17 protein-coding genes are annotated in these 19,467 nt (G+C 59.4%); 7 read left to right on the plus strand and 10 right to left on the minus strand.

The window, feature by feature from the left end; translation table 11 throughout:
* Positions 1-2: 2 nt before the first annotated feature.
* From IEQ42_RS10995 to IEQ42_RS11005, 3 genes are all read right to left on the minus strand, one after another.
* The gene (locus IEQ42_RS10995) at positions 3-464 is read right to left on the minus strand and encodes a GNAT family N-acetyltransferase (protein ID WP_228731982.1); all 462 of its coding nucleotides are present in this window, start codon (positions 462-464) and stop codon (positions 3-5) included.
* 83 nt (positions 465-547) lie between these two features.
* Positions 548-1,459, minus strand: coding sequence for a ZIP family metal transporter (locus IEQ42_RS11000; protein ID WP_210703531.1), 912 nt, complete (start codon positions 1,457-1,459; stop codon positions 548-550).
* Positions 1,396-1,575, minus strand: coding sequence for a hypothetical protein (locus IEQ42_RS11005; RefSeq protein ID WP_210703701.1), 180 nt, complete (start codon positions 1,573-1,575; stop codon positions 1,396-1,398). The genes IEQ42_RS11000 and IEQ42_RS11005 overlap by 64 nt, the downstream gene beginning before the upstream one ends.
* Before the next feature lie 206 nt (positions 1,576-1,781).
* Between IEQ42_RS11005 and IEQ42_RS11010 the strand changes: the two genes are divergently transcribed.
* A complete protein-coding gene (locus IEQ42_RS11010; RefSeq protein ID WP_210703532.1) occupies positions 1,782-4,190 on the plus strand; it encodes a glucose/quinate/shikimate family membrane-bound PQQ-dependent dehydrogenase in 2,409 nt (802 codons plus the stop codon).
* A 95-nt stretch (positions 4,191-4,285) separates the two neighbouring features.
* A complete protein-coding gene (locus IEQ42_RS11015) occupies positions 4,286-5,575 on the plus strand; it encodes a carbohydrate porin (RefSeq protein WP_210703533.1) in 1,290 nt (429 codons plus the stop codon).
* 66 nt (positions 5,576-5,641) lie between these two features.
* Here IEQ42_RS11015 and IEQ42_RS11020 read toward each other — a convergent pair whose 3' ends face one another.
* Complete coding sequence (locus tag IEQ42_RS11020; RefSeq protein WP_210703534.1) at positions 5,642-5,833, minus strand: hypothetical protein; 192 nt, start codon at positions 5,831-5,833, stop codon at positions 5,642-5,644.
* Between the two features lie 177 nt (positions 5,834-6,010).
* On the opposite strand from IEQ42_RS11020, the gene IEQ42_RS11025 reads away from it, so the two are divergent.
* Positions 6,011-6,913 carry a bestrophin family protein gene (locus tag IEQ42_RS11025; protein ID WP_210703535.1) on the plus strand — a complete coding sequence of 301 codons (903 nt, stop codon included), beginning with the start codon at positions 6,011-6,013 and terminating at the stop codon, positions 6,911-6,913.
* Between the two features lie 57 nt (positions 6,914-6,970).
* Here the strand turns inward: IEQ42_RS11025 and IEQ42_RS11030 are convergent, their stop codons facing one another.
* From IEQ42_RS11030 to IEQ42_RS11055, 6 genes are all read right to left on the minus strand, one after another.
* On the minus strand, positions 6,971-7,219 hold the full coding sequence (locus tag IEQ42_RS11030) for a hypothetical protein (RefSeq protein WP_042559094.1): 249 nt from the start codon (positions 7,217-7,219) through the stop codon (positions 6,971-6,973).
* 147 nt (positions 7,220-7,366) lie between these two features.
* Positions 7,367-8,575 carry a chromate efflux transporter gene (gene chrA / locus IEQ42_RS11035; RefSeq protein ID WP_210703536.1) on the minus strand — a complete coding sequence of 403 codons (1,209 nt, stop codon included), beginning with the start codon at positions 8,573-8,575 and terminating at the stop codon, positions 7,367-7,369.
* Positions 8,576-8,793: 218 nt separating this feature from the next.
* Positions 8,794-9,549 (minus strand): bestrophin-like domain, encoded by a 756-nt coding sequence (locus IEQ42_RS11040; RefSeq protein ID WP_210703537.1) that lies wholly within the window; start codon positions 9,547-9,549, stop codon positions 8,794-8,796.
* Positions 9,550-9,797: 248 nt separating this feature from the next.
* Entirely contained in the window at positions 9,798-11,657 is a 1,860-nt protein-coding gene (locus IEQ42_RS11045; protein WP_210703538.1) for an ABC transporter ATP-binding protein, read from the minus strand.
* Between the two features lie 248 nt (positions 11,658-11,905).
* Entirely contained in the window at positions 11,906-13,237 is a 1,332-nt protein-coding gene (locus IEQ42_RS11050) for an ATP-binding protein (protein WP_210703539.1), read from the minus strand.
* Entirely contained in the window at positions 13,234-13,944 is a 711-nt protein-coding gene (locus IEQ42_RS11055) for a response regulator (protein ID WP_210703540.1), read from the minus strand. The genes IEQ42_RS11050 and IEQ42_RS11055 overlap by 4 nt, the downstream gene beginning before the upstream one ends.
* 165 nt (positions 13,945-14,109) lie before the next feature.
* Between IEQ42_RS11055 and IEQ42_RS11060 the strand changes: the two genes are divergently transcribed.
* From IEQ42_RS11060 to IEQ42_RS11075, 4 genes are all read left to right on the plus strand, one after another.
* A complete protein-coding gene (locus IEQ42_RS11060) occupies positions 14,110-14,424 on the plus strand; it encodes a hypothetical protein (protein ID WP_210703541.1) in 315 nt (104 codons plus the stop codon).
* Complete coding sequence (locus tag IEQ42_RS11065; protein ID WP_210703542.1) at positions 14,424-15,083, plus strand: DUF3313 domain-containing protein; 660 nt, start codon at positions 14,424-14,426, stop codon at positions 15,081-15,083. Before IEQ42_RS11060 ends, IEQ42_RS11065 begins: the two co-directional genes overlap by 1 nt.
* Positions 15,084-15,319: 236 nt before the next feature.
* Entirely contained in the window at positions 15,320-16,822 is a 1,503-nt protein-coding gene (proP, locus tag IEQ42_RS11070) for a glycine betaine/L-proline transporter ProP (protein ID WP_210703543.1), read from the plus strand.
* 380 nt (positions 16,823-17,202) lie between these two features.
* On the plus strand, positions 17,203-18,906 hold the full coding sequence (locus IEQ42_RS11075) for an amidase (protein ID WP_210703544.1): 1,704 nt from the start codon (positions 17,203-17,205) through the stop codon (positions 18,904-18,906).
* The last annotated feature ends 561 nt before the right edge of the window (positions 18,907-19,467 follow it).

Below are 19,467 nucleotides of genomic sequence, written 5' to 3' on the forward strand. Positions count from 1 at the left end.
GGTCAGTTTTGAATCCGGCAATCCATATGAGTCGTCTGCCAAACCGGGTCGGCATCCACAGCGATCACCTCAAAGCCACGCTTGAGCCAGAAATTGATCGCGCCCGGCAAAAAGGGGTGCGTGTGCAGATAGATCACATGAACCCCGGCACGTTCGGCTGACGACTTCAGTTCTTGGTAAAGCTCACTGGCCAATCCTGAGCGTCTGAACTCGGGAACGACAAACAGCCGCACCACTTCCACGACCTCGAGTTGCTGATAGTCGAGGTGTTCGAAGCGCTGGTCATAGGGTAGATAGCCGATCGTGGCGACGATGCGACCCTCATGACGGGCGACCAGAAAACGTCCGGCGCCACTTATGTAAGTCTCTTCAAAATTCGCCAGATCTGGCGGGATTCCTGTGGCGCTCAGCTTCGGAAAAAGCTCAGCGCGAGCCTGCATGACAAAGTCGATGACCTCGACCATTTCTGACCGGGCCACGGCCTCGATGTTGAATGTGGACACATGCCCTCCTTTGTTGACCATCGTGTTGACAAGACGATGAGCGATTAGCCCAGCGCTGTATCGAGAAACATCATCACGCCGAACCCGAGCATCAGCCCCAGCGTCGCCGGTGTTTCGTGGCCATTGCGGTGCGTTTCGGGAATCACTTCGTGGGACACCACGAAAATCATCGCGCCAGCGGCAAGCCCCAGCGCAATCGGATAACCGAGGGCGAAGCTGCTGGAAATGCCCAGACCAACGACCGCACCGACCGGCTCCATCAAGCCCGATGCGATGGCAATCATCGCCGCGCGCAGCGCTGAAATACCGGTCACCCGCAAGGCCAGTGCCACAGCCAGGCCTTCGGGAATGTCCTGAATGGCAATGGCTGTTGTCAGGGGCAGGCCGACCTGCATGTCGCCATTGGCGAAACTGACGCCGATGGCCATGCCTTCCGGCAAGTTGTGCAAGGTAATCGCCAGGACGAACAACCAGACCCGATTGATGCGCTCGACTTGAGGCCCGCGCCGTCCACTCTCGGTATGTTCGTGAGGGACGAATCGGTCGAGTCCGATCATCAACGCCACCCCCAGACCCAATCCCAGCACGACGATGCCGGCAGCCAGCAGCGGGCTGCCGCTAAGCTCCCGAGCGGCTTCGATACCGGGAAGAATCAATGAAAACGAACTGGCGGCGAGCATCATGCCGGCGGCAAAGCCGAGCATGATGTCCTGGGTGCGAGCGGCGATGTCGCGCAGCGCAATGGCCGCTACGGCGCCCAGTGCGGTTGCACCAAATCCGGAAAGTCCGCCCAGTACGGCGAGTTGCAAGTTATCGCGGTTGGCATTCACCAAAGCACCGTAGCCGCTGACCAGCAACAGCACCGCCACCCCTGCCAGTACCAGCCAAAACATCATGCCCATCCAGCGTCGGTTTGACGGTTGAGTCGGCCTTGCAGACGCAACAGGTTGTGACATTGATCCTCCTGAATTTTCCAAGTTGGAACGCCCCACACCTGCGTCAGGATCGGCACCGGTGCAGGCATTCCACAATGATCTGAAACGCGGTCGAAAGGAATAATTGCAATTTTCATGGCGCGCCTGCGACGGGCGGCGCTTACCGCCGATTTTGCGCCTGTCGACAGCATTTGGCCAAACGGAACAAACGCTTAACGGGGTCCGAGCCTTCCGATGGAGCGTTTGATTCAAGGACGAACTACGCTTTCAGTGTGAAATTGTGTTTTAACTAGGTAGTTACCTAACTATATAATGCGCACTTCATTTCAACGGGGCTCTCAACGTGAAGCAAAGTCAACGCGTCTCTGGCGTATCAAAATTCATTCTGATCGGGCTGGGTGTGATCATCGCCCTGCTCGGTCTGGCGCTGGCGGCCGGGGGCGTGAAGTTGGTCGGCCTCGGTGGTTCGTGGTACTTCCTGGTCGGCGGCCTGGCGATGGCCATCGCCGGTATTCTTATCGCGCGCTACAAGCCGGCCGGTGCCTGGTTGTTCGCAGCGTTCCTGCTCGCAACCGCTATCTGGGCGGTCAGCGACGTGGGCCTGGTGTTCTGGCCGTTATTCTCGCGTCTGTTCATGTTCGGCGCGGTCGGCCTGGCCGTTACGTTGGTCTACCCCCTGCTGACACGTGCCAGCGGTGGCGTGCCTGGTCGTGGAGCATATGGCGTTGCCGCCGTATTGGCGGTGGCACTGGCCGTTGCCGCCGGCAACATGTTCGTCGCCCACCCTACCGTCGCAGCGACCGGCACTGGTCCGGGACTCACCCCCGTGGAGCCAGAAAAAGCACAGAAAAACTGGGCTCACTACGGCAATACCGAAGGCGGCAGCCGCTTCGCCGCGCTCGATCAGATCAACCGTACCAACGTCGACAAATTGCAGGTCGCATGGACTTACCACACCGGTGACGTCGCCGAGAGCGATGGCAATGGTGCCGAAGACCAGCTCACCCCGCTGCAGGTCGGCAACAAAGTGTTCATCTGCACCCCGCACAACAACCTGATCGCGCTGGATGCCGACACTGGCAAGGAAATCTGGAAAAACTCGATCAACGCCCAGTCGAAAGTCTGGCAGCGTTGCCGTGGCATGGCTTACTTCGACGCCACGGCGGCAGTCGCCAAGCCAGAAAACTCGCCGGTCGCTCAGGACACTGCCGCCGCCCTCCCTGCCCACTGCCAGCGCCGTTTGCTGACCAACACCATCGACGCCCGCCTGATTGCCGTGGATGCCGACACCGGCGAGTTCTGCCGGGGTTTTGGCAACAACGGCCAGGTTGATCTCAAGGCCGGTCTGGGCAATGTCCCGGACAGCTACTATCAGTTGTCCTCCGCACCGCTGATGGCCGGGACCACCGTCGTCGTTGGCGGTCGTGTGGCCGACAACGTGCAAACCGACATGCCGGGCGGTGTGATCCGTGGTTTCGATGTGATGACGGGCGCCATGCGCTGGGCATTCGATCCGGGCAATCCGCAGGATCGCAACGCACCAGCCGACGGCAGCACCTATGTACGCAGCACGCCGAACAGCTGGGCGCCGATGTCTTACGACGCGGCGACCAACACCGTATTCCTGCCGATGGGCAGTTCGTCCACCGACATCTATGGTGTCGAGCGCAGCAAACTGGATCACACCTACGGTGCATCGATCCTCGCGCTGGACGCCAACAGTGGTGAAGAAAAGTGGGTGTTCCAGACCGTTCACAACGATCTCTGGGACTTCGACTTGCCGATGCAGCCGAGCCTGATCGACTTCACCAAGGACGGCAAAACCGTTCCGGCGCTGGTCATCGGTACCAAGGCTGGTCAGATTTATGTGTTGGATCGCGCCACCGGCAAACCGCTGACCAACGTCGAAGAAGTACCGGTCAAAGCGGCCAACATCCCTAACGAGCCGTACTCGCCAACCCAGCCAAAATCGGTAGGCATGCCGCAGATCGGTGCGCAGCACCTGACCGAATCGGACATGTGGGGCGCGACGCCGTACGACCAACTGTTGTGCCGTATCGATTTCAAGTCGATGCGTTATGACGGTTTGTACACCGCGCCGGGCACCGACAAGTCCCTGAGCTTCCCGGGTTCGCTGGGCGGCATGAACTGGGGCAGCATCTCCACCGATCCGGTGCATGGCTTCATCTTCGTCAACGACATGCGCCTGGGTCTGTGGATTCAGATGATCCCGTCGCAGAACAAGGCTCAGGCCGCTTCCGGTGGCGAATCGCTGAACACCGGCATGGGCGCCGTGCCGCTCAAGGGCACGCCTTACGCGGTGAACAAAAACCGCTTCCTGTCGGTTGCCGGTATTCCTTGCCAGGCGCCGCCGTTCGGTACGCTGACCGCCATCGATATGAAAACCCAGAAAGTCGCCTGGCAAGTGCCGGTCGGCACTGTTGAAGACACGGGTCCGTTGGGTATCCGCATGCACCTGCCGATCAAGGTCGGTCTGCCAACCCTCGGCGGCACGCTGTCGACTCAAGGTGGCCTGATCTTTATCGCCGGTACTCAGGACTTCTACCTGCGCGCCTTCAACAGCGGCAACGGTGAAGAAATCTGGAAGGCGCGTCTGCCTGTGGGCAGCCAGGGCGGTCCGATGACTTACGTTTCGCCGAAGACCGGCAAGCAGTTCATCGTTGTCACCGCCGGCGGTGCTCGTCAGTCGACCGATCGTGGCGACTACGTGATGGCTTACGCGCTGCCGTAAACATCTGCGAGCCACTTCATTGCACTTGTGCGCGGCACCTTCGGGTGCCGCGCCGCTTTATGCCTATCGCTGAAGATTTCACCAGGAAGATTTCCATGTTTCGTTTTTCTCATATGGGCTGGCTCAACGGCGTGCTGTTGGGACTGACCTGCAGCACCGCCCTGCCCGCCTTCGCCGATACCGGTTCGAACCTCTTGACCCGCAACACCCTGACTGGCGATTGGGGCGGCCTGCGCCACCAGATGGACGAAGACGGCATCAAGTTCACCGGCGATTACAGCGGTGAGACGGCCTACAACGCCGACGGCGGACTGCATCGTTCGGCGCGTTACTCGCAGAACATCAAGCTGGGTGTGCAGTTCGACCTGAGCAAACTGTACGGCGTGGACAACGCCGGCAAGGTCCAACTGACCATCAACGACCGTCGCGGCAACAGCGTCTCTGAAGATCTGGTCGGCAACCGTCTGCCAATCCAGGAAAACTACGGTGGCCTCTACACACGCCTGACCGAGTTGAGCTACGAACGCTCACTGTTTACCCCGGCGCTGAACGTCAAACTCGGCTACATGGCCATGGGCAACGACCTCGGCGGGCTGGACAGTGGCATTCTCTGCAACTTCATGAACGCCGGTTTCTGCGGCCACCCGCTGAACATGTCCGGCGGCAGCGGCTGGACCAACTACCCCAACGCCCGGTTGGGCGTGCGGGTGAAATACGACCTGTCGCCAGCGTGGCAACTGCGTGTGGCCGCATTCAATGTCGACCCCGAAAGCAACGGTAACTCCAGCCGTGCCTGGCATCTTGGCCCGAAACACACCACGGGGACCGTTGTGCCGATCGAGTTGGTGTACAAGCACGCAGGTGACTTGCCGGGTGAATACAAGGTTGGTTACTACTACGACAGCTCCGATGTAAAACGCATCGACAGCGACAAGCAAGAGTCCGGTCGCGGTGGTCATTACCTGCTGGTCGATCAGGCGGTGTGGCGCTCGCAAGCGTCCGAAGGCCGCAGCCTGCACGCCTTCGGCCAGTATTCGGCAGCCAGCAGTGCCGCTTCGCCGTTCAGCAAGTGGTATGGCACGGGCGTGGTCCTGTACAAACCGTTCGAAGGCCGCCCGCGTGACACCGTCGCTCTCGGGTATGGCCGCGCTGTGCCCAACCCGCGCAGTCGCGATGTGCAACAAGACGCCGCACTGAACAACGGCACAACGTTCCCGAATCTGGACAGCGCCGAACAGTTGATCGAACTCGGTTACGGTTATCAGGCCACGCCTTGGCTGACCTTGCGACCGAACATGCAGTACATCATCGAGCCGGGCGCGTTCTCCGGGCAGGACATCGACAATGCCCTGGTGTTTGGCTTGCAGGTGAAAGCTGCGCTCTGATTGGCCGATTGCAGACCATAAAAAAACCGGCGCAATGCCGGTTTTTTTGTGGCTCGATCATGTTGATCAGGGATGCTCGCTCGAAACCGAGTTATTCGCATCCACATCGCTCATGTCTTCCTCGAGCGGCGCTTCGTCGTCTGCTGGCAACGGGACCTCAGGTTCCTCGCGCCGCGGATCGTGTCCGGTCTCGTTGTCTGTGGTGCGTGTCACTTCCTGCTGAGACTTGTTGCCTGGCGCGTTTTCATCAATTTCCATGCTGGCTCTCCAACCGGGGCGCGGGAAGTCCGTGCTTGTAGTTCAGAAGCGATCCGGTCTGAGGAGTGCCGCGTTCTGGACGAATGGACGACAGGTATTTCAATCGGCGAACCTTTATCCCGAAAACACCGTCCGAGCTAGGGCGTAAATGCTAACCGCTCGCCTCGAGGTTTCCGTTTGAAAGCTGCCATCATCAAAAAATACCGTCTGATCATCAAAACCATGGGCTATGTGGGCTGGGCCCTGTTTTGGCTATTGCTCTGGGATATCGCCGTCACCGTAGATTTCATGTTGTTTCTCAATGCCAAGATCAACCTGCCGCTGATGCCCCTGACATTGCTCGGTTCGGCATTGGTGGTGTTGATCAGTTTTCGCAACAGCAGTGCCTATAACCGTTGGTGGGAGGCGCGAACGCTGTGGGGCATGATGATCAACAGCTCGCGCAGCTACGCCCGGCAAGTGCTGACGCTGCTGGACGACACCGGCAGCGAGGTGAATCCGGTCAAATCAACCCTGCTGCGCCGTCATGTGGCCTATGTGAATTGCCTCGCGGCGCATCTTCAGGGCGAGCCTTGCCCCGAAGAAGTTCGCGCGTTTATCCCTGCCGACGAGTTCGCCCGCAGCGGCACCACCAATAACTTCGCCAACGACATCCTCACCGGTTCCGCCGCCCTGCTGGCGAAAGAATACAAGGCCGGGCGACTGGACAGTATTCGCCTTGCGCGGCTGGAATCGACCATGGTCGATCTGTCCAACAGCCAAGGCGGGATGGAGCGGATCGCCAATACGCCGTTGCCGTACCCTTACGTGTATTTCCCACGGCTGTTTATTTCGCTGTTCTGCCTGATCGTACCAGTGGGGCTGGTGGAATCCCTGGGCTGGTACACCCCGCTCGCCTCGACCGTGGTGGGCTTTATGCTGCTGGCCATCGAACGTATCGGCACCGATCTACAGAGCCCGTTTCGTCTCAGTGAACACCAGATTCAGATGGAAGCGTTGTGCGAAACCATCGAGAAAAACCTGCAGTCGATGCAGCGTGATTCCATGGGTGATGTGCACAGGGTTGAAGAGATGGCCTGAAGTGAAGCCATCAGCTTGAAGAAAGCTAGGGCGTAAAGCCCTAGCAGATAGCAGGTGTCACTTTTTCTTCTTTGCAGGCTTATCAGACTTCTCTGATTTCTTGGCCTTTTCTGGCTTGCTATCAGCCTTCTTTGCAGACTTTTTAGGTTCGGCGTCTTTCTTTTTGTCCTTCTTGTCGGAGGATTTGGAAAGCGTCGAAGCCGCCGCTGATTTTTTTGCCGGTGATGACTTTTTGTCTTTCAAGTCCTTGCTGGCTTTCGAAGCGTCACCTTTGCTTTTCTTCTCGTCTTTAGCCACGTTGATCACCTCTCGGAGGGTGCCGATATTGGCACATTGCCTGTGTGATTATTCACAAGCTAATCATTAGGTGAGCGTGCCCAAGAGCGGTTCAAATTTTTTATGCGTTGAGATCGGCTTTGAGGGATACACCGTTTACTTGGCAGGTGACCTGGTTCATACCAAGACACTCATCACCCACCCCGCCACTCCCGTGCCGATTACAACCAGCCACGCCGGCAACTTCCATACCATCAGCGCCATCAGGGCAACAAGCGCGAGGCCGAAGTCTTGCGGTTTGAGAACCGCGCTGGTCCACACAGGTTGATAAAGCGCGGCCAGCAACAGGCCAACGACCGCCGCGTTCACCCCGGCCAAAGCGGCTTGTGCACGCACGCTGCGACGTAAGTGCTCCCAGAAAGGCAAGGCGCCGACGACCAACAAAAACGCTGGGGCAAAGATCGCCAGCAAGCAGATCATGGCGCCCGCCCAACCTGAAGGTGGGACGCTCATGGAGGCGCCGAGAAACGCCGCGAACGTAAACAACGGGCCCGGCACAGCCTGCGCAGCACCGTATCCGGCGAGGAACGTTTCGTTGTTGACCCAACCGGAGGGCACGACTTCTGCTTGCAGAAGAGGCAGAACCACGTGGCCGCCGCCGAATACCAGGGAGCCGGAACGGTAGAAAGCATCGACCATTGCCAGGCTCTGATCGGTTACCCGTTCGGCCAACAACGGTAGCGCCACCAACAACAGAAGAAACAAGGCCAGCCACATCACCCCGGCTCTGCGGCTGATCGGTAAAGACAGCGCGTCGTGCTCGACACGTTGCGCGGGTTTGAACAGCATCAGCCCCACCCATCCAGCGACGACAATCACGCTGACCTGTCCCCAGGCGGACGGCGCAAGCAACGCGACGCACGCGGCAATCACCATGAGGGTAATTCGCGGTACGTCCGTGCACAGGTTTCGAGCCATTCCCCACACGGCTTGAGCAACCACCGCAACAGCCACGATTTTTAAGCCATGCAGAGCGCCGGGCGAAAGAACAGCGCCATAACGGGACAGGCCCAGTGCAAACAAAATCATCAGCATCGCCGACGGCAACGTGAACCCGGCCCAAGCAGCGAGCGCACCGCGATATCCTGCGCGGGACAGGCCCAAAGCGATGCCGACCTGACTGCTCGCCGGTCCCGGCAGAAACTGACACAACGCGACCAAATCGGCATAGCTGCGCTCGGTCAGCCATTGCCGCCGGCTGACAAACTCATGGTGGAAGTAGCCCAAGTGGGCAATGGGACCACCGAATGAAGTCAATCCAAGCCGCAGAAAGATCAGAAACACCGACCAGGCACTGTTTCGTTCAGTCGTACAAGAGTCGGCCATGTACCCGCGTTCCTTCTAAAATAGTCGAGCAACGATAGCGTATTTCGATTTATTGAGAAGTTACAGGGTCATTGTTCCATTACCGTTAAAACGCTGGGGACGCTGATCGGCCGCTTCCTGCCGCACCACCTGCAACGGCGGGAGCATCGGCATCCGGATCAGAAGAGTAACCAGTAGCCGAAAGCTGCCACTCAGAATGCGAACGCCCAACAAACCGCTTAGAGCTGCATTTCGGCGAGCGCCCTGCGCAGGGGCTCATCCGATATCTGGATAGGGCCGTGAAATGGCACATCCATGTCCAGCACGAGGTAAACGGAGGCCGCGATGAGCAATGACGAGACAATGAACATTCCAATCACCATTGAGTTCCGGGGAGCGCGGTATCCGAAACTGGCGAAGATGAGGGTCAACCAGGCAACCAGCATCCCGATCAAAGGTCCCGGAATCGCCCCCTCTGACTGCTCGACGATCCTCCAGCGTTGCTCGATGATCGAATGATATTGCTGACGGATATCCTGAAGCATCGTTTCATGGAAGCGATCCGGTGGCTTTATGCCGGTCAACGACTTGCCTATGTCATCCAGGTATTTAGCCGCTTCGCTGTCGCGATGCTGCAAGGCCTCATCACCTCGATACGGAGTCTCGATAGCGCGCTCAAGATAGGTGACCAGACGTTTGCGCGTGACTTGTGTCGCATCGCCATAGCCTCGTAGCGTCCGGTCAAAAATAATCAGGCTGGTGGCATAGCCATGGAAGTTTGCATCTATGGACTCGTAGGTGTTTTTGGCAGAATTGATCATCAGACCAAAGACCAGCGACGTCATGACCACAAAAATGTTGGCGACCAGGCGAATGACGGTATTGGTCTCGTCATCCCGGTGGTGGGACGCCAGCTTGGGGTACCCGTTCATCATGAAAAGCGAGGCAGCAACCAGGCACCCGAAAATGGCCAGGGCGATCCAGAGAGAGTTCATGCATCAGCACCCTGAACAGTGGAGTCAAGTCTTGGAGCATAGACTGTCAGGCTTTCTGGGAGTTTCCCTCTTCAGATACAGGTTTGCCTGCTGAGGAATGACCTCGCTGCCAAGTCGAAAGCCTGCGTTGGTGACTGGCAGGTACGCGTCGACCTCCGCCCAAAGTTCTGGTTCACCAAGGGCTAATGTCGGCCCATAGCGGGCGCATGGACGGAAATCAATAAATCCGCGCCATGCGCCCTTGCATCTCAAGCCTGATCCAGTGCCTCGACCAACCCCTTGTCCTCACCCAGAAACCCGCCGCTTTGATGTTGCCAAAGCCGCGCGTACACGCCGTTCCTCTCCAGTAATTCGCTATGGGTGCCCTGTTCGATGATGCGTCCGTCATCCATCACGATGAGCCGGTCCATGGCCGCGATCGTCGAAAGCCGATGGGCGATAGCAATCACGGTTTTGCCTTGCATCATGTCATCGAGGCTTTCCTGAATGGCCACTTCGACTTCCGAATCCAGCGCGCTGGTGGCTTCATCAAGCAGCAGGATCGGCGCGTTCTTGAGCATTACCCGGGCAATCGCGACGCGTTGCCGTTGACCGCCCGACAGCTTGATGCCCCGCTCACCGACCAGTGTGTCGTAGCCGCTATGGCCTTGGCGGTCGCTGAGCTGACTGATGAACTCATCGGCCTGGGCGCTGGCGGCGGCGCTGCGGATTTGCGCATCGGTGGCGTCGGGACGGCCGTAGGCGATGTTGTCGCGAATCGAACGATGCAGCAGCGAGGTGTCCTGGGTAACCATGCCGATGGCGCTGCGCAGACTGTCCTGGGTCAATTTCGCGATGTTTTGCCCGTCGATGCGAATCTCGCCGCTGTCGACGTCATAGAAGCGCAGCAGCAAGTTGATCAGCGTGGATTTGCCGGCGCCGGAGCGGCCGACCAGACCGATCTTTTCACCCGGGCGGATGTTCAGGCTGAGGCCATCGAGCACCTGGCGTTCGCCGTTGTAATTGAAGTGCACCTTATCGAAAGTAACGGCGCCGCCCTTGGTCACCAGCACACCTGCATCCGGCGCGTCCTGCACCTTGGCGCCTTGCGTCAGCGTGGCCATGCCATCCTGCACAGTGCCAATGCTCTCGAACAGCGAGGTCATCTGCCACATGATCCAGTTCGACATGCCGTTGATACGCAACGCCATGGCAGTGATTGCTGCCACGGCACCGGCACCGACATCACCTTGGTGCCAAAGCCACAGGGCGTAACCACCCGCGGACATGATCAGCCCCACCACCAAGGCCTGGTTGACGATCTCGAACCTGCTGACGAGACGCATCTGGCGAAAACCGGTCAGCTTGAAATCTTCCATCGCTGCACGGGCGAAGTGCGCTTCACGATTGGAATGGGAGAACAGCTTCACCGTCGTGATGTTGGTGTAGGCGTCCGAGATACGCCCGGTCATCATTGACCGCGCATTGGCCTGCTCCTGCCCGACTTTGCCCAGGCGCGGCACGAAGTACCACATGGCAAGCGCGAACAACACCGCCCAGCCAATGAACGGCAGCATCAGTTTCAGCGCGAAGCCACCGGCCAGCGCGATGATCGCGATGAAATACACGCCGATCCCGGGGATGATCTCGATCAGGGTAAACAACACGTCACGCACTGCCAGCGCGGTTTGCATCACCTTGGTGGTGACCCGGCCGGAAAACTCATCGGAAAAAAACGAAAGGCTCTGCCGCAGCATCAGGCGATGGAAATCCCAACGCAGGCGCAACGGCAAGTTAATCGCCAATATCTGGTGCTGCACCATGGTGCGCAACGCCACCAGCCCGACACTGGTCACCATGACGATGCCCATGCCCCACAACACCCGACTTTCCTGCGCGGCCGCTTCGCCGCCTGCCTGCCAGGTCGAGAGCAGATCCACGACCTGCCCGAGAAAGGAAAACAGCCAGGCTTCGTAAATCGACACAGCGGCACTCAGCAGCGCAAGCAGCAGAATGTAACCGCGCGCGCCTCGCGTACAGGCCCACAGAAAACGCGCCAGGCCGTTGGGCGGCGGTGGTACCTCGTCAGGCGGAAAAGGGTCGAGTCTTCGTTCAAACGCACGAAGCATGGTGATCTCCAAAACTGTCAGTTGAGGAGATTCTGCCATTGAATGGTTGGCAGGAGGTCTTTGTGAAAAAGTGTGTGTCCGTGGCGACGGCCGTCGGCCATAAACCACAGATCGCTTTTTACGCAGCTTTCCAGCAGGTCGAATGATGCGCGTCTGCCCAGCTTAGGAATGCGATCCATCGAATTCGTATAACCACGGAATGTCCTGGCGCTGATAACGGTGCACCCTGACAGCGGCTAAAGGCGTGCTCATTGAACCGGCAATTCAACCCGCGCCACTAACCCGCCGCTGCTGCGATTGCTCAACGTCAGTTCCCCGCCCTGCTCACGCACGATGGCCCGCGCCGCGGAAAGCCCAAGTCCGACCCCGCCGGTTTCGCGGTTGCGTGAGGTTTCGAGGCGTAAAAACGGATCGAACACGCGCTCCAGCGACTCTTCGGCAATCCCCGGCCCTTCGTCGCTGACCTCGATGCAGATCGTGTAGCCATCGCCGCTCAAGGCGATGCTCGGGTGTTGCGCGTACTTCTCGGCATTTTCCAGCAGGTTGACGATCACTCGTTTGATGCCAAGCGGCCGGCCCTCATACACAAAGTGAGCAGGGCCGCTGTAATCGACGCCGATGTTCTGGTCACGGTAGTCATCGATGATGGTTTGCAGCAGTTCGGCAAGGTCAAACGCCGTGGTGGGCTCCCCGTGGGTGTCCTCGCGAAAAAACGCCAACGCGGCGTTTATCATCGACTGCATTTCTTCGATGTCACGAATCTGTTTGCCTTGGTTATCCAGATCTTCCATGAACTCGCTGCGCAAGCGCATGCGGGTCAGCGGTGCGCGCAAGTCGTGGGAGATGGACGCGAGCATGTGCGTGCGTTCGCCGATGAAATGCTGAATCTGCGCCTGCATGGTGTTGAAGGCGATGATTGCCTGGCGGATTTCCTCAGGGCCTTCGATTTTGATCGGCGGTGCGCGCAGGTCACCACCGAAACGCCGCGCGGCGCTGGCGAAACGCTGCAAGGGTTTGGCCAGTTGGCGCGTGGCGATCCAGGCCACCAGCAAGGTGGCGATCAGGCCAAGGGCAATGACCACCGCAATCCGCGTACTCGCCTCCAGCCCCCAAACCCGCTCCGGTGGGGTGAACGACAACCAACTGCCATCGACCAGTTGCACAAGAGCGGCATAGTGCGCCTGCGGGCTGTGGCTCGGCCAGTCGTCAGGGTTGAAGGCTTCCATGGTTCGGCCATCGCCCAACAGCAGTTGCAGCACCGGCACCCTGCCCGCCTCAACCGGATTGCCGCCCGCCGGCAGCCCGAAGTCGGCGCGCTGCGCTTTCCACGCCACTTTCAGCCGCGGGCTGCTTGCCGCGTCCGCCAACTGCGGGCGCAACGGTACCGGCGCGGCCTCGATCACCCGCACGGTAGCGGCAATCTGTTCCAGCAAACCGGTGCGCTCAATCGGCGGACGCGCCCAGATCCCGGCGACTTGCACGAACAAGGCATTAAGGGCCAGCGACGTCAGCATCGCCGCAACGATAGTCAGGGCAATCCGCCGACTGAGGGTGTCGCGCCGCAGCATCCGGCGGATCACGTGCGGCTGACCTTGGCCGTGAACATATAACCGCCGTTGCGAACGGTGCGGATCAGGTCCGGACGTTTGCAGTCGGGCTCGATCTTGCGCCGCAGCCGGCTGACCTGCACATCGATGCTGCGATCAAACGCGTCGTGGCCCTGGCCATGGGTCAGGTCGATCAATTGCTCGCGAGTCAGAATGCGTTGCGGATGCTCAAGAAACACCACCAGCAAGTCGAACTCGCCGCCGGACAGCGGAATCATCACGTTTTGCGGTGAGCGCAGTTCGCGGCAGGTGATATCCAGATGCCAACCGGCGAAGGCAATCACCGGCCGGGACGGTTCGCTCGGCTGACTGGCCGGTTCGCCTGCGCGGCGCTGCACTGCACGCAGACGAGCCAGCAATTCACGCGGTGCGAACGGCTTGGTGACGTAGTCATCCGCCCCCAACTCCAGGCCGACAATGCGATCACTCAGTTCGCCCATGGCGGTGAGCATGATGATCGGAATGGCCATCTGCGCGCGCACTTTCTGGCACAGACTCAAGCCGCCCTCACCGGGCAGCATCAGGTCGAGAATGATCGTGTCCGGTCGCTGCTGCGCGATCGCCGCCCACATCGCCTCGCCGTCCGCCGCCACATCGACTTCATAGGCGTGCTGGACGAAGAACTTCTTCAGCAGCGACAGAATTTCCACGTCGTCGTCGACGATCAGCAGTCTGCTCACGGGCACAGGATCCTCAATCCAGAAAAGAGCGCATCTAAAACCATTCTGGCGTCCGGGTCATTTATTTCAATCGAGCAACATTCCTTCGCCAATGACATCAACCGGACATCGTCCGGCAAAAACCGTCCTGCATCCTGCACACCTTTCCAAATCAGGGGGTTGTTCATGAAGGCCTTGCACAGCAGGTATACCGCCGAGGGGCATAACGCCCAATATCCGTTGATCCTCAGCCAGCGCACGACAGCACCGAAACACGATACGCCGATCCTGTTTCAGGAGTTTTGCCTGGGATTGTCCAGTGACCAGAGCCGGATTGTCCTGCGCCGTTACTTCGAACAGTTCAGCCCGGCCAACGCCCAGTGGGTGGAGTACGCCCATTCGATCCCGGCCGCCGACCTCATCCACTGGATCATGACCCACGGCCAGTTGCACATCGAGTGTTCGGAAAACGCCCCGCAAACCAACAAGGATTCACATTAATGAGAAGCCATTGCCTGATGTCGATTTTGTGCACGGCGTCCCTGAGCCTGTCGGCTTGCAGCAGCCAAAAGGTCGAACATACCGGGTTTCTGCACGACTACAGCGTATTGAAGGAGCACAAGTCGCCTTCGGGTCAGGACGTATTGGGTTGGGTCAGTCCGGCATTGGCCAGAGGTCGTTACACCCAGGCCTATTTGGCGCCGAGTCAGTTCTATCCCAGCGTAGCGCCGACTGACCGGATTCCACTGAGCACACTGTCCGGGGTGACCGAGTATTACGACGCAGCCCTCAGGCATGAACTGGGAAAAGTGCTGCAACTGGTGTCCACGCCCGGCCCGAATACGCTGATCGTCAGGCCGGCCATCACCCGGGTCAGTGCCAGCACCCAAGGCTTGCAATTTTATGAATGGCTGCCGGTCACACTGGTCGCGGCTGGCGTAAGCACCGCCACCGGCATCCGCGATCAGGACAGTGAAATCGCCACGGAAATCTCTTTCGAGGACGGTTCGACCGGCGAAGTGGTGGCGGAAGTCGTGCGCAAGGGCACGGGCGTGCCGCTGGATAACAATACGCAAGTGCTGACGGCTGACGACGTCAAAGTGGTGCTGGATGGCTGGGCCAGTGATCTGAGTACATCGTACGTGGCGATTCGTAAGTAAACCGCAGGAGCAAGGTCAAAAGATCGCAGCCTTCGGCAGCTCCTATGCGAAACACCGGCCCCTGTAGGAGCTGTCGAGTGAAACGAGGCTGCGATCTTTTGATCTCGTGTTTGAACATTAAAAAAAGCTGCGAGCGGTGAATTATTTCGTGTCCTCATGTATCAGACCCATTAAGCACGCGCCATCAAATAGATGGCATTGACGCGACAAGATGGATCAGTAAAGAGAAAACCCGGATGAAATCACGTAAAAGCAGCGTCAAACCGATTGGTCTGAAAGACATCACAATCGTCGATGACGTCAAGATGCGCAAAGCCATTACGGCCGCTGCACTCGGCAATGCCATGGAATGGTTCGACTTTGGCGTCTACGGCTTTGTCGCCTATGCGCTCGGCAAGATCTTCTTCCCCGGCGCCGATCCTGGCGTACAGATGATCGCGGCATTGGCGACATTCTCCGTGCCGTTCCTGATCCGGCCGCTGGGCGGCCTGTTTTTCGGCGCGTTGGGCGACAAGTACGGACGACAGAAAGTCCTCGCCGCGACCATCGTCATCATGTCCCTCAGCACCTTCGCCATCGGCCTGATCCCCTCCTATGACTCCATAGGTATCTGGGCGCCGATCCTGCTGTTGCTGGCGAAAATGGCCCAAGGCTTTTCCGTCGGTGGCGAATACACCGGTGCCTCGATCTTCGTCGCCGAATACGCGCCGGACCGCAAACGCGGCTTTCTCGGCAGTTGGCTGGACTTCGGTTCGATTGCCGGTTTCGTCCTTGGGGCCGGTGTGGTGGTGATAATCTCTGCGATTATCGGTGAAGAGAAGTTTCTCGAATGGGGCTGGCGTCTGCCGTTCTTCCTCGCCCTGCCATTGGGCATGATCGGTCTGTATTTGCGTCATGCGCTCGAAGAAACGCCAGCGTTCCAGCAGCACGTGGAGAAACTCGAACAAGGCGACCGCGAAGGCCTGGCCCGTGGCCCGAAAGTATCGTTCAAGGAAATCGCCACCCAACACTGGCGTAGCCTGATGACCTGCGTCGGCGTGGTCGCGGTGACCAACGTCACCTATTACATGCTGCTCACTTACATGCCGAGTTACCTGTCGCATAACCTGCACTACAGCGAAAACCGTGGCGTGTTGATCATCATCGCGATCATGGTCGGCATGTTGTTCGTGCAGCCGCTGATTGGTTTTGTCAGCGACAAGATCGGCCGCAAGCCCTTTATCGTCATCGGCAGCATTGGCCTGTTCGTTCTTGCCATTCCGGCGTTCATCCTGATCAACAGCGGCAAAATCGGCCTGATCTTCGCCGGCCTGCTGATGTTGGCGGTGTTGCTGAATTTCTTTATCGGCGTGATGGCTTCGACCCTGCCAGCGATGTTCCCGACGCACATTCGCTACAGTGCACTGGCGGCGTCCTTCAACATTTCCGTGTTGATCGCCGGCCTGACGCCGACCGTCGTGGCCTGGCTGGTGGAAAGCACCAACGACCTGTACATGCCGGCGTACTACCTGATGGTGGTTGCCGTGGTCGGTCTGATCACCGGCGTGACAATGAAGGAAACGGCGAACAAACCGTTGCGTGGCGCCGCCCCCGCAGCCTCTGACCTGGCAGAGGCGAAGGAGCTGCTGCAAGAACATCACGACAATATCGAGCAGAAGATCGAAGACATCGATGCCGAAATTGCCGAACTGGAAGCCAAGCGCAACAACCTGGTGCAACAGCATCCACGGATCAACTGAACCCTGCGTGGCCCGGTGCAGAATCCTGCCCGGGCTGCTGCAACCTCTTCAGCACTGCGTGAGTCAGGACAGATTGTCCTCTGGCGCCGATCAACACGACGGGCATCGGCACGGCCACGCCGCGTCCCACAGTGGTTTCCTGTCAAGCGCCTCGCTAGGAATGCGCTGAGCCTGGATCACCTCCTTGTATTCTTCCTGTTTGATTGATGCGCCCGCCAAGGGGTCATCGATGGACAAAAACCATCCCGCCGATTACTCCGCGCCCGGCATGGTGTTAAATAGGCGCCAGTCTTAACCTTGTCGCTAAAGCCGTGCACGAGAACTGATATGAATAGCTCTTCAAAAACCCATGACGCTCAACTGCAATCGGCGGTGAACGCATGATCGAAGTCACTGAAGTTTCCATCGCCCAATTGCGCGCAGCGCTTGAGTCCGGCCAGACCACGTCGCTTGAGTTGGTGCAGGCCTATCTCGCCCGCATCGATGCCTACGACGGCGCCGACACGGCGACAGCGCTCAACGCGGTTGTCGTGCGCAACCCCGAAGCGCTGAACGAAGCCCGGGCCGCCGACGCCCGCCGCGCCAAAGGCGAAACCCTGAGCCCGCTCGACGGCATTCCTTACACCGCCAAGGACAGTTATCTGGTCAAGGGCCTGACCGCCGCGTCCGGCAGCCCGGCCTTTGTTGATCTGGTGGCCTACCGCGACGCGTTTACCATTGAGCGTCTGCGCGGTGCCGGGGCGATTTGCCTGGGCAAGACCAACATGCCGCCGATGGCCAATGGCGGCATGCAGCGCGGGGTTTATGGCCGCGCCGAGAGCCCGTACAACGCCGGCTTCCTCACCGCACCGTTCGCCTCCGGTTCGTCCAATGGCGCTGGTACCGCCACGGCCGCAAGTTTTGCTGCATTCGGCCTGGCCGAAGAAACCTGGTCGAGCGGGCGCGGACCTGCTTCGAATAATGGCCTGTGCGCCTACACCCCGTCGCGCGGTGTGATCTCGGTGCGCGGCAACTGGCCGCTGACCCCGACCATGGATGTCGTGGTGCCCTACGCACGCACCATGGCTGACTTGCTCGAAGTCCTCGACATCGTCGTCGCCGAAGACCCTGACACCCGAGGCGACCTATGGCGCCTGCAACCCTGGGTGCCGATCCCGAGTGTCAGCGCAGTACGCCCTGCCGCTTACGCCGAACTGGCTGCCGACCGCACCGCGCTGGCGGGCAAGCGCTTCGCCGTGCCGCGCATGTTCATCAACGCCGACCCTGACGCTGGCACCAGCGAAGCGCCGGGCATCGGCGGCCCGACCGGCCAACGCATCAACACGCGCGCGTCGGTGATCGATCTGTGGAAACAGGCACGTCAAGCACTGGAAGCCTCCGGTGCCGAAGTGATCGAAACCGACTTCCCGCTGGTCTCCAACTGCGAAGGCGACCGACCGGGCGCACCGACCGTGTTCACCCGTGGGCTGGTGTCCAAAGAGTTTCTCCACCATGAACTGTGGGACCTGACCGCCTGGGCTTTTGACGACTTCCTGCAAGCCAACGGCGACCCGAAGCTCAATCGTCTGGTCGACGTCGACGGTGCGAAAATCTTCCCGCACGAGCCGGGCACTCTGCCCAACCGTGAGGGTGACCTTGTCGCCGGCATGGACGAATACGTGCGCATGGCCGAGCGTGGCATCACGCCGTGGAATGAAATTTCCACTGTTCCCGATGGCTTGCGTGGCCTGGAACAAACCCGGCGCATCGACCTTGAGGACTGGATGGATAAGCTGGGCCTCGACGCCGTGCTGTTCCCGACCGTCGCCGATGTCGCCCCGGCGGATGCGGATGTGAACCCGGAGTCCGCCGACATCGCCTGGAGCAACGGCATCTGGGTCGCCAACGGCAACCTCGCGATCCGCCACCTGGGCGTGCCCACCGTCACCGTGCCGATGGGCGTCATGGCCGACATCGGCATGCCGGTCGGCCTGACCTTCGCCGGCCGCGCCTACGACGACTCGAGCCTGCTGCGTCTGGCCGCGGCGTTTGAATCGACGGGCAGTAAACGCATGATCCCGCCACGCACCCCGCCGTTGTCATAACGCGGTCAAGCTGTGGGAGTGAGCCTGCTTGCGATTGCGCTGGGTCAGTTGACAGAAATGCTGTCTGACAGACTGCTATCGCTGGCAAGCCAGCTCCCACAGTTTTTTGGGTGTTACCAAATTCCTGGGCACCCCCAAAATCCCTGTGGGAGCTGGCTTGCCAGCGATGACGCCCGGTCAGTCAACATCATTGGTGACTGATCCACCGCAATCGCGAGCAGGCTCGCTCCCACAGGTTTTTGGGTGTTACCAAATTCCTGGGCACCCCCCAAATCCCTGTGGGAGCTGGCTTGCCAGCGATGGCGCCCGGTCAGTCAACATCATTGGTGACTGATCCACCGCAATCGCGAGCAGGCTCGCTCCCACAGGTTTTTGGGTGTTACCAAATTCCTGGCCCCCCCAAAATCCCTGTGGGAGCTGGCTTGCCAGCGATGGCGCCCGGTCAGTCAACATCATTGGTGGCTGATCCACCGCAATCGCGAGCAGGCTCGCTCCCACAGGTTTTTGGGTGTTGCTGGCAAATTCAGCACACCTGCCCAATCCCTGACTGCCGAATGCCGT

The organism is Pseudomonas iridis (genome assembly GCF_017980685.1).
GTDB lineage: Bacteria > Pseudomonadota > Gammaproteobacteria > Pseudomonadales > Pseudomonadaceae > Aquipseudomonas > Aquipseudomonas iridis.

What these genes read in the sequence shown, in the direction of transcription:
- IEQ42_RS10995 (WP_228731982.1), bottom strand. Translation starts at nt 464, where the DNA reads ATGGTCGAGGTCATCGACTTTGTCATGCAGGCTCGCGCTGAGCTTTTT.
- IEQ42_RS11000 (WP_210703531.1), bottom strand. Translation starts at nt 1,459, where the DNA reads ATGTCACAACCTGTTGCGTCTGCAAGGCCGACTCAACCGTCAAACCGA.
- IEQ42_RS11005 (WP_210703701.1), bottom strand. Translation starts at nt 1,575, where the DNA reads ATGAAAATTGCAATTATTCCTTTCGACCGCGTTTCAGATCATTGTGGA.
- IEQ42_RS11015 (WP_210703533.1), top strand. Translation starts at nt 4,286, where the DNA reads ATGTTTCGTTTTTCTCATATGGGCTGGCTCAACGGCGTGCTGTTGGGA.
- IEQ42_RS11020 (WP_210703534.1), bottom strand. Translation starts at nt 5,833, where the DNA reads ATGGAAATTGATGAAAACGCGCCAGGCAACAAGTCTCAGCAGGAAGTG.
- chrA (WP_210703536.1), bottom strand. Translation starts at nt 8,575, where the DNA reads ATGGCCGACTCTTGTACGACTGAACGAAACAGTGCCTGGTCGGTGTTT.
- IEQ42_RS11040 (WP_210703537.1), bottom strand. Translation starts at nt 9,549, where the DNA reads ATGAACTCTCTCTGGATCGCCCTGGCCATTTTCGGGTGCCTGGTTGCT.
- IEQ42_RS11045 (WP_210703538.1), bottom strand. Translation starts at nt 11,657, where the DNA reads ATGCTTCGTGCGTTTGAACGAAGACTCGACCCTTTTCCGCCTGACGAG.
- IEQ42_RS11060 (WP_210703541.1), top strand. Translation starts at nt 14,110, where the DNA reads ATGAAGGCCTTGCACAGCAGGTATACCGCCGAGGGGCATAACGCCCAA.
- IEQ42_RS11065 (WP_210703542.1), top strand. Translation starts at nt 14,424, where the DNA reads ATGAGAAGCCATTGCCTGATGTCGATTTTGTGCACGGCGTCCCTGAGC.
- proP (WP_210703543.1), top strand. Translation starts at nt 15,320, where the DNA reads ATGAAATCACGTAAAAGCAGCGTCAAACCGATTGGTCTGAAAGACATC.
- IEQ42_RS11075 (WP_210703544.1), top strand. Translation starts at nt 17,203, where the DNA reads ATGATCGAAGTCACTGAAGTTTCCATCGCCCAATTGCGCGCAGCGCTT.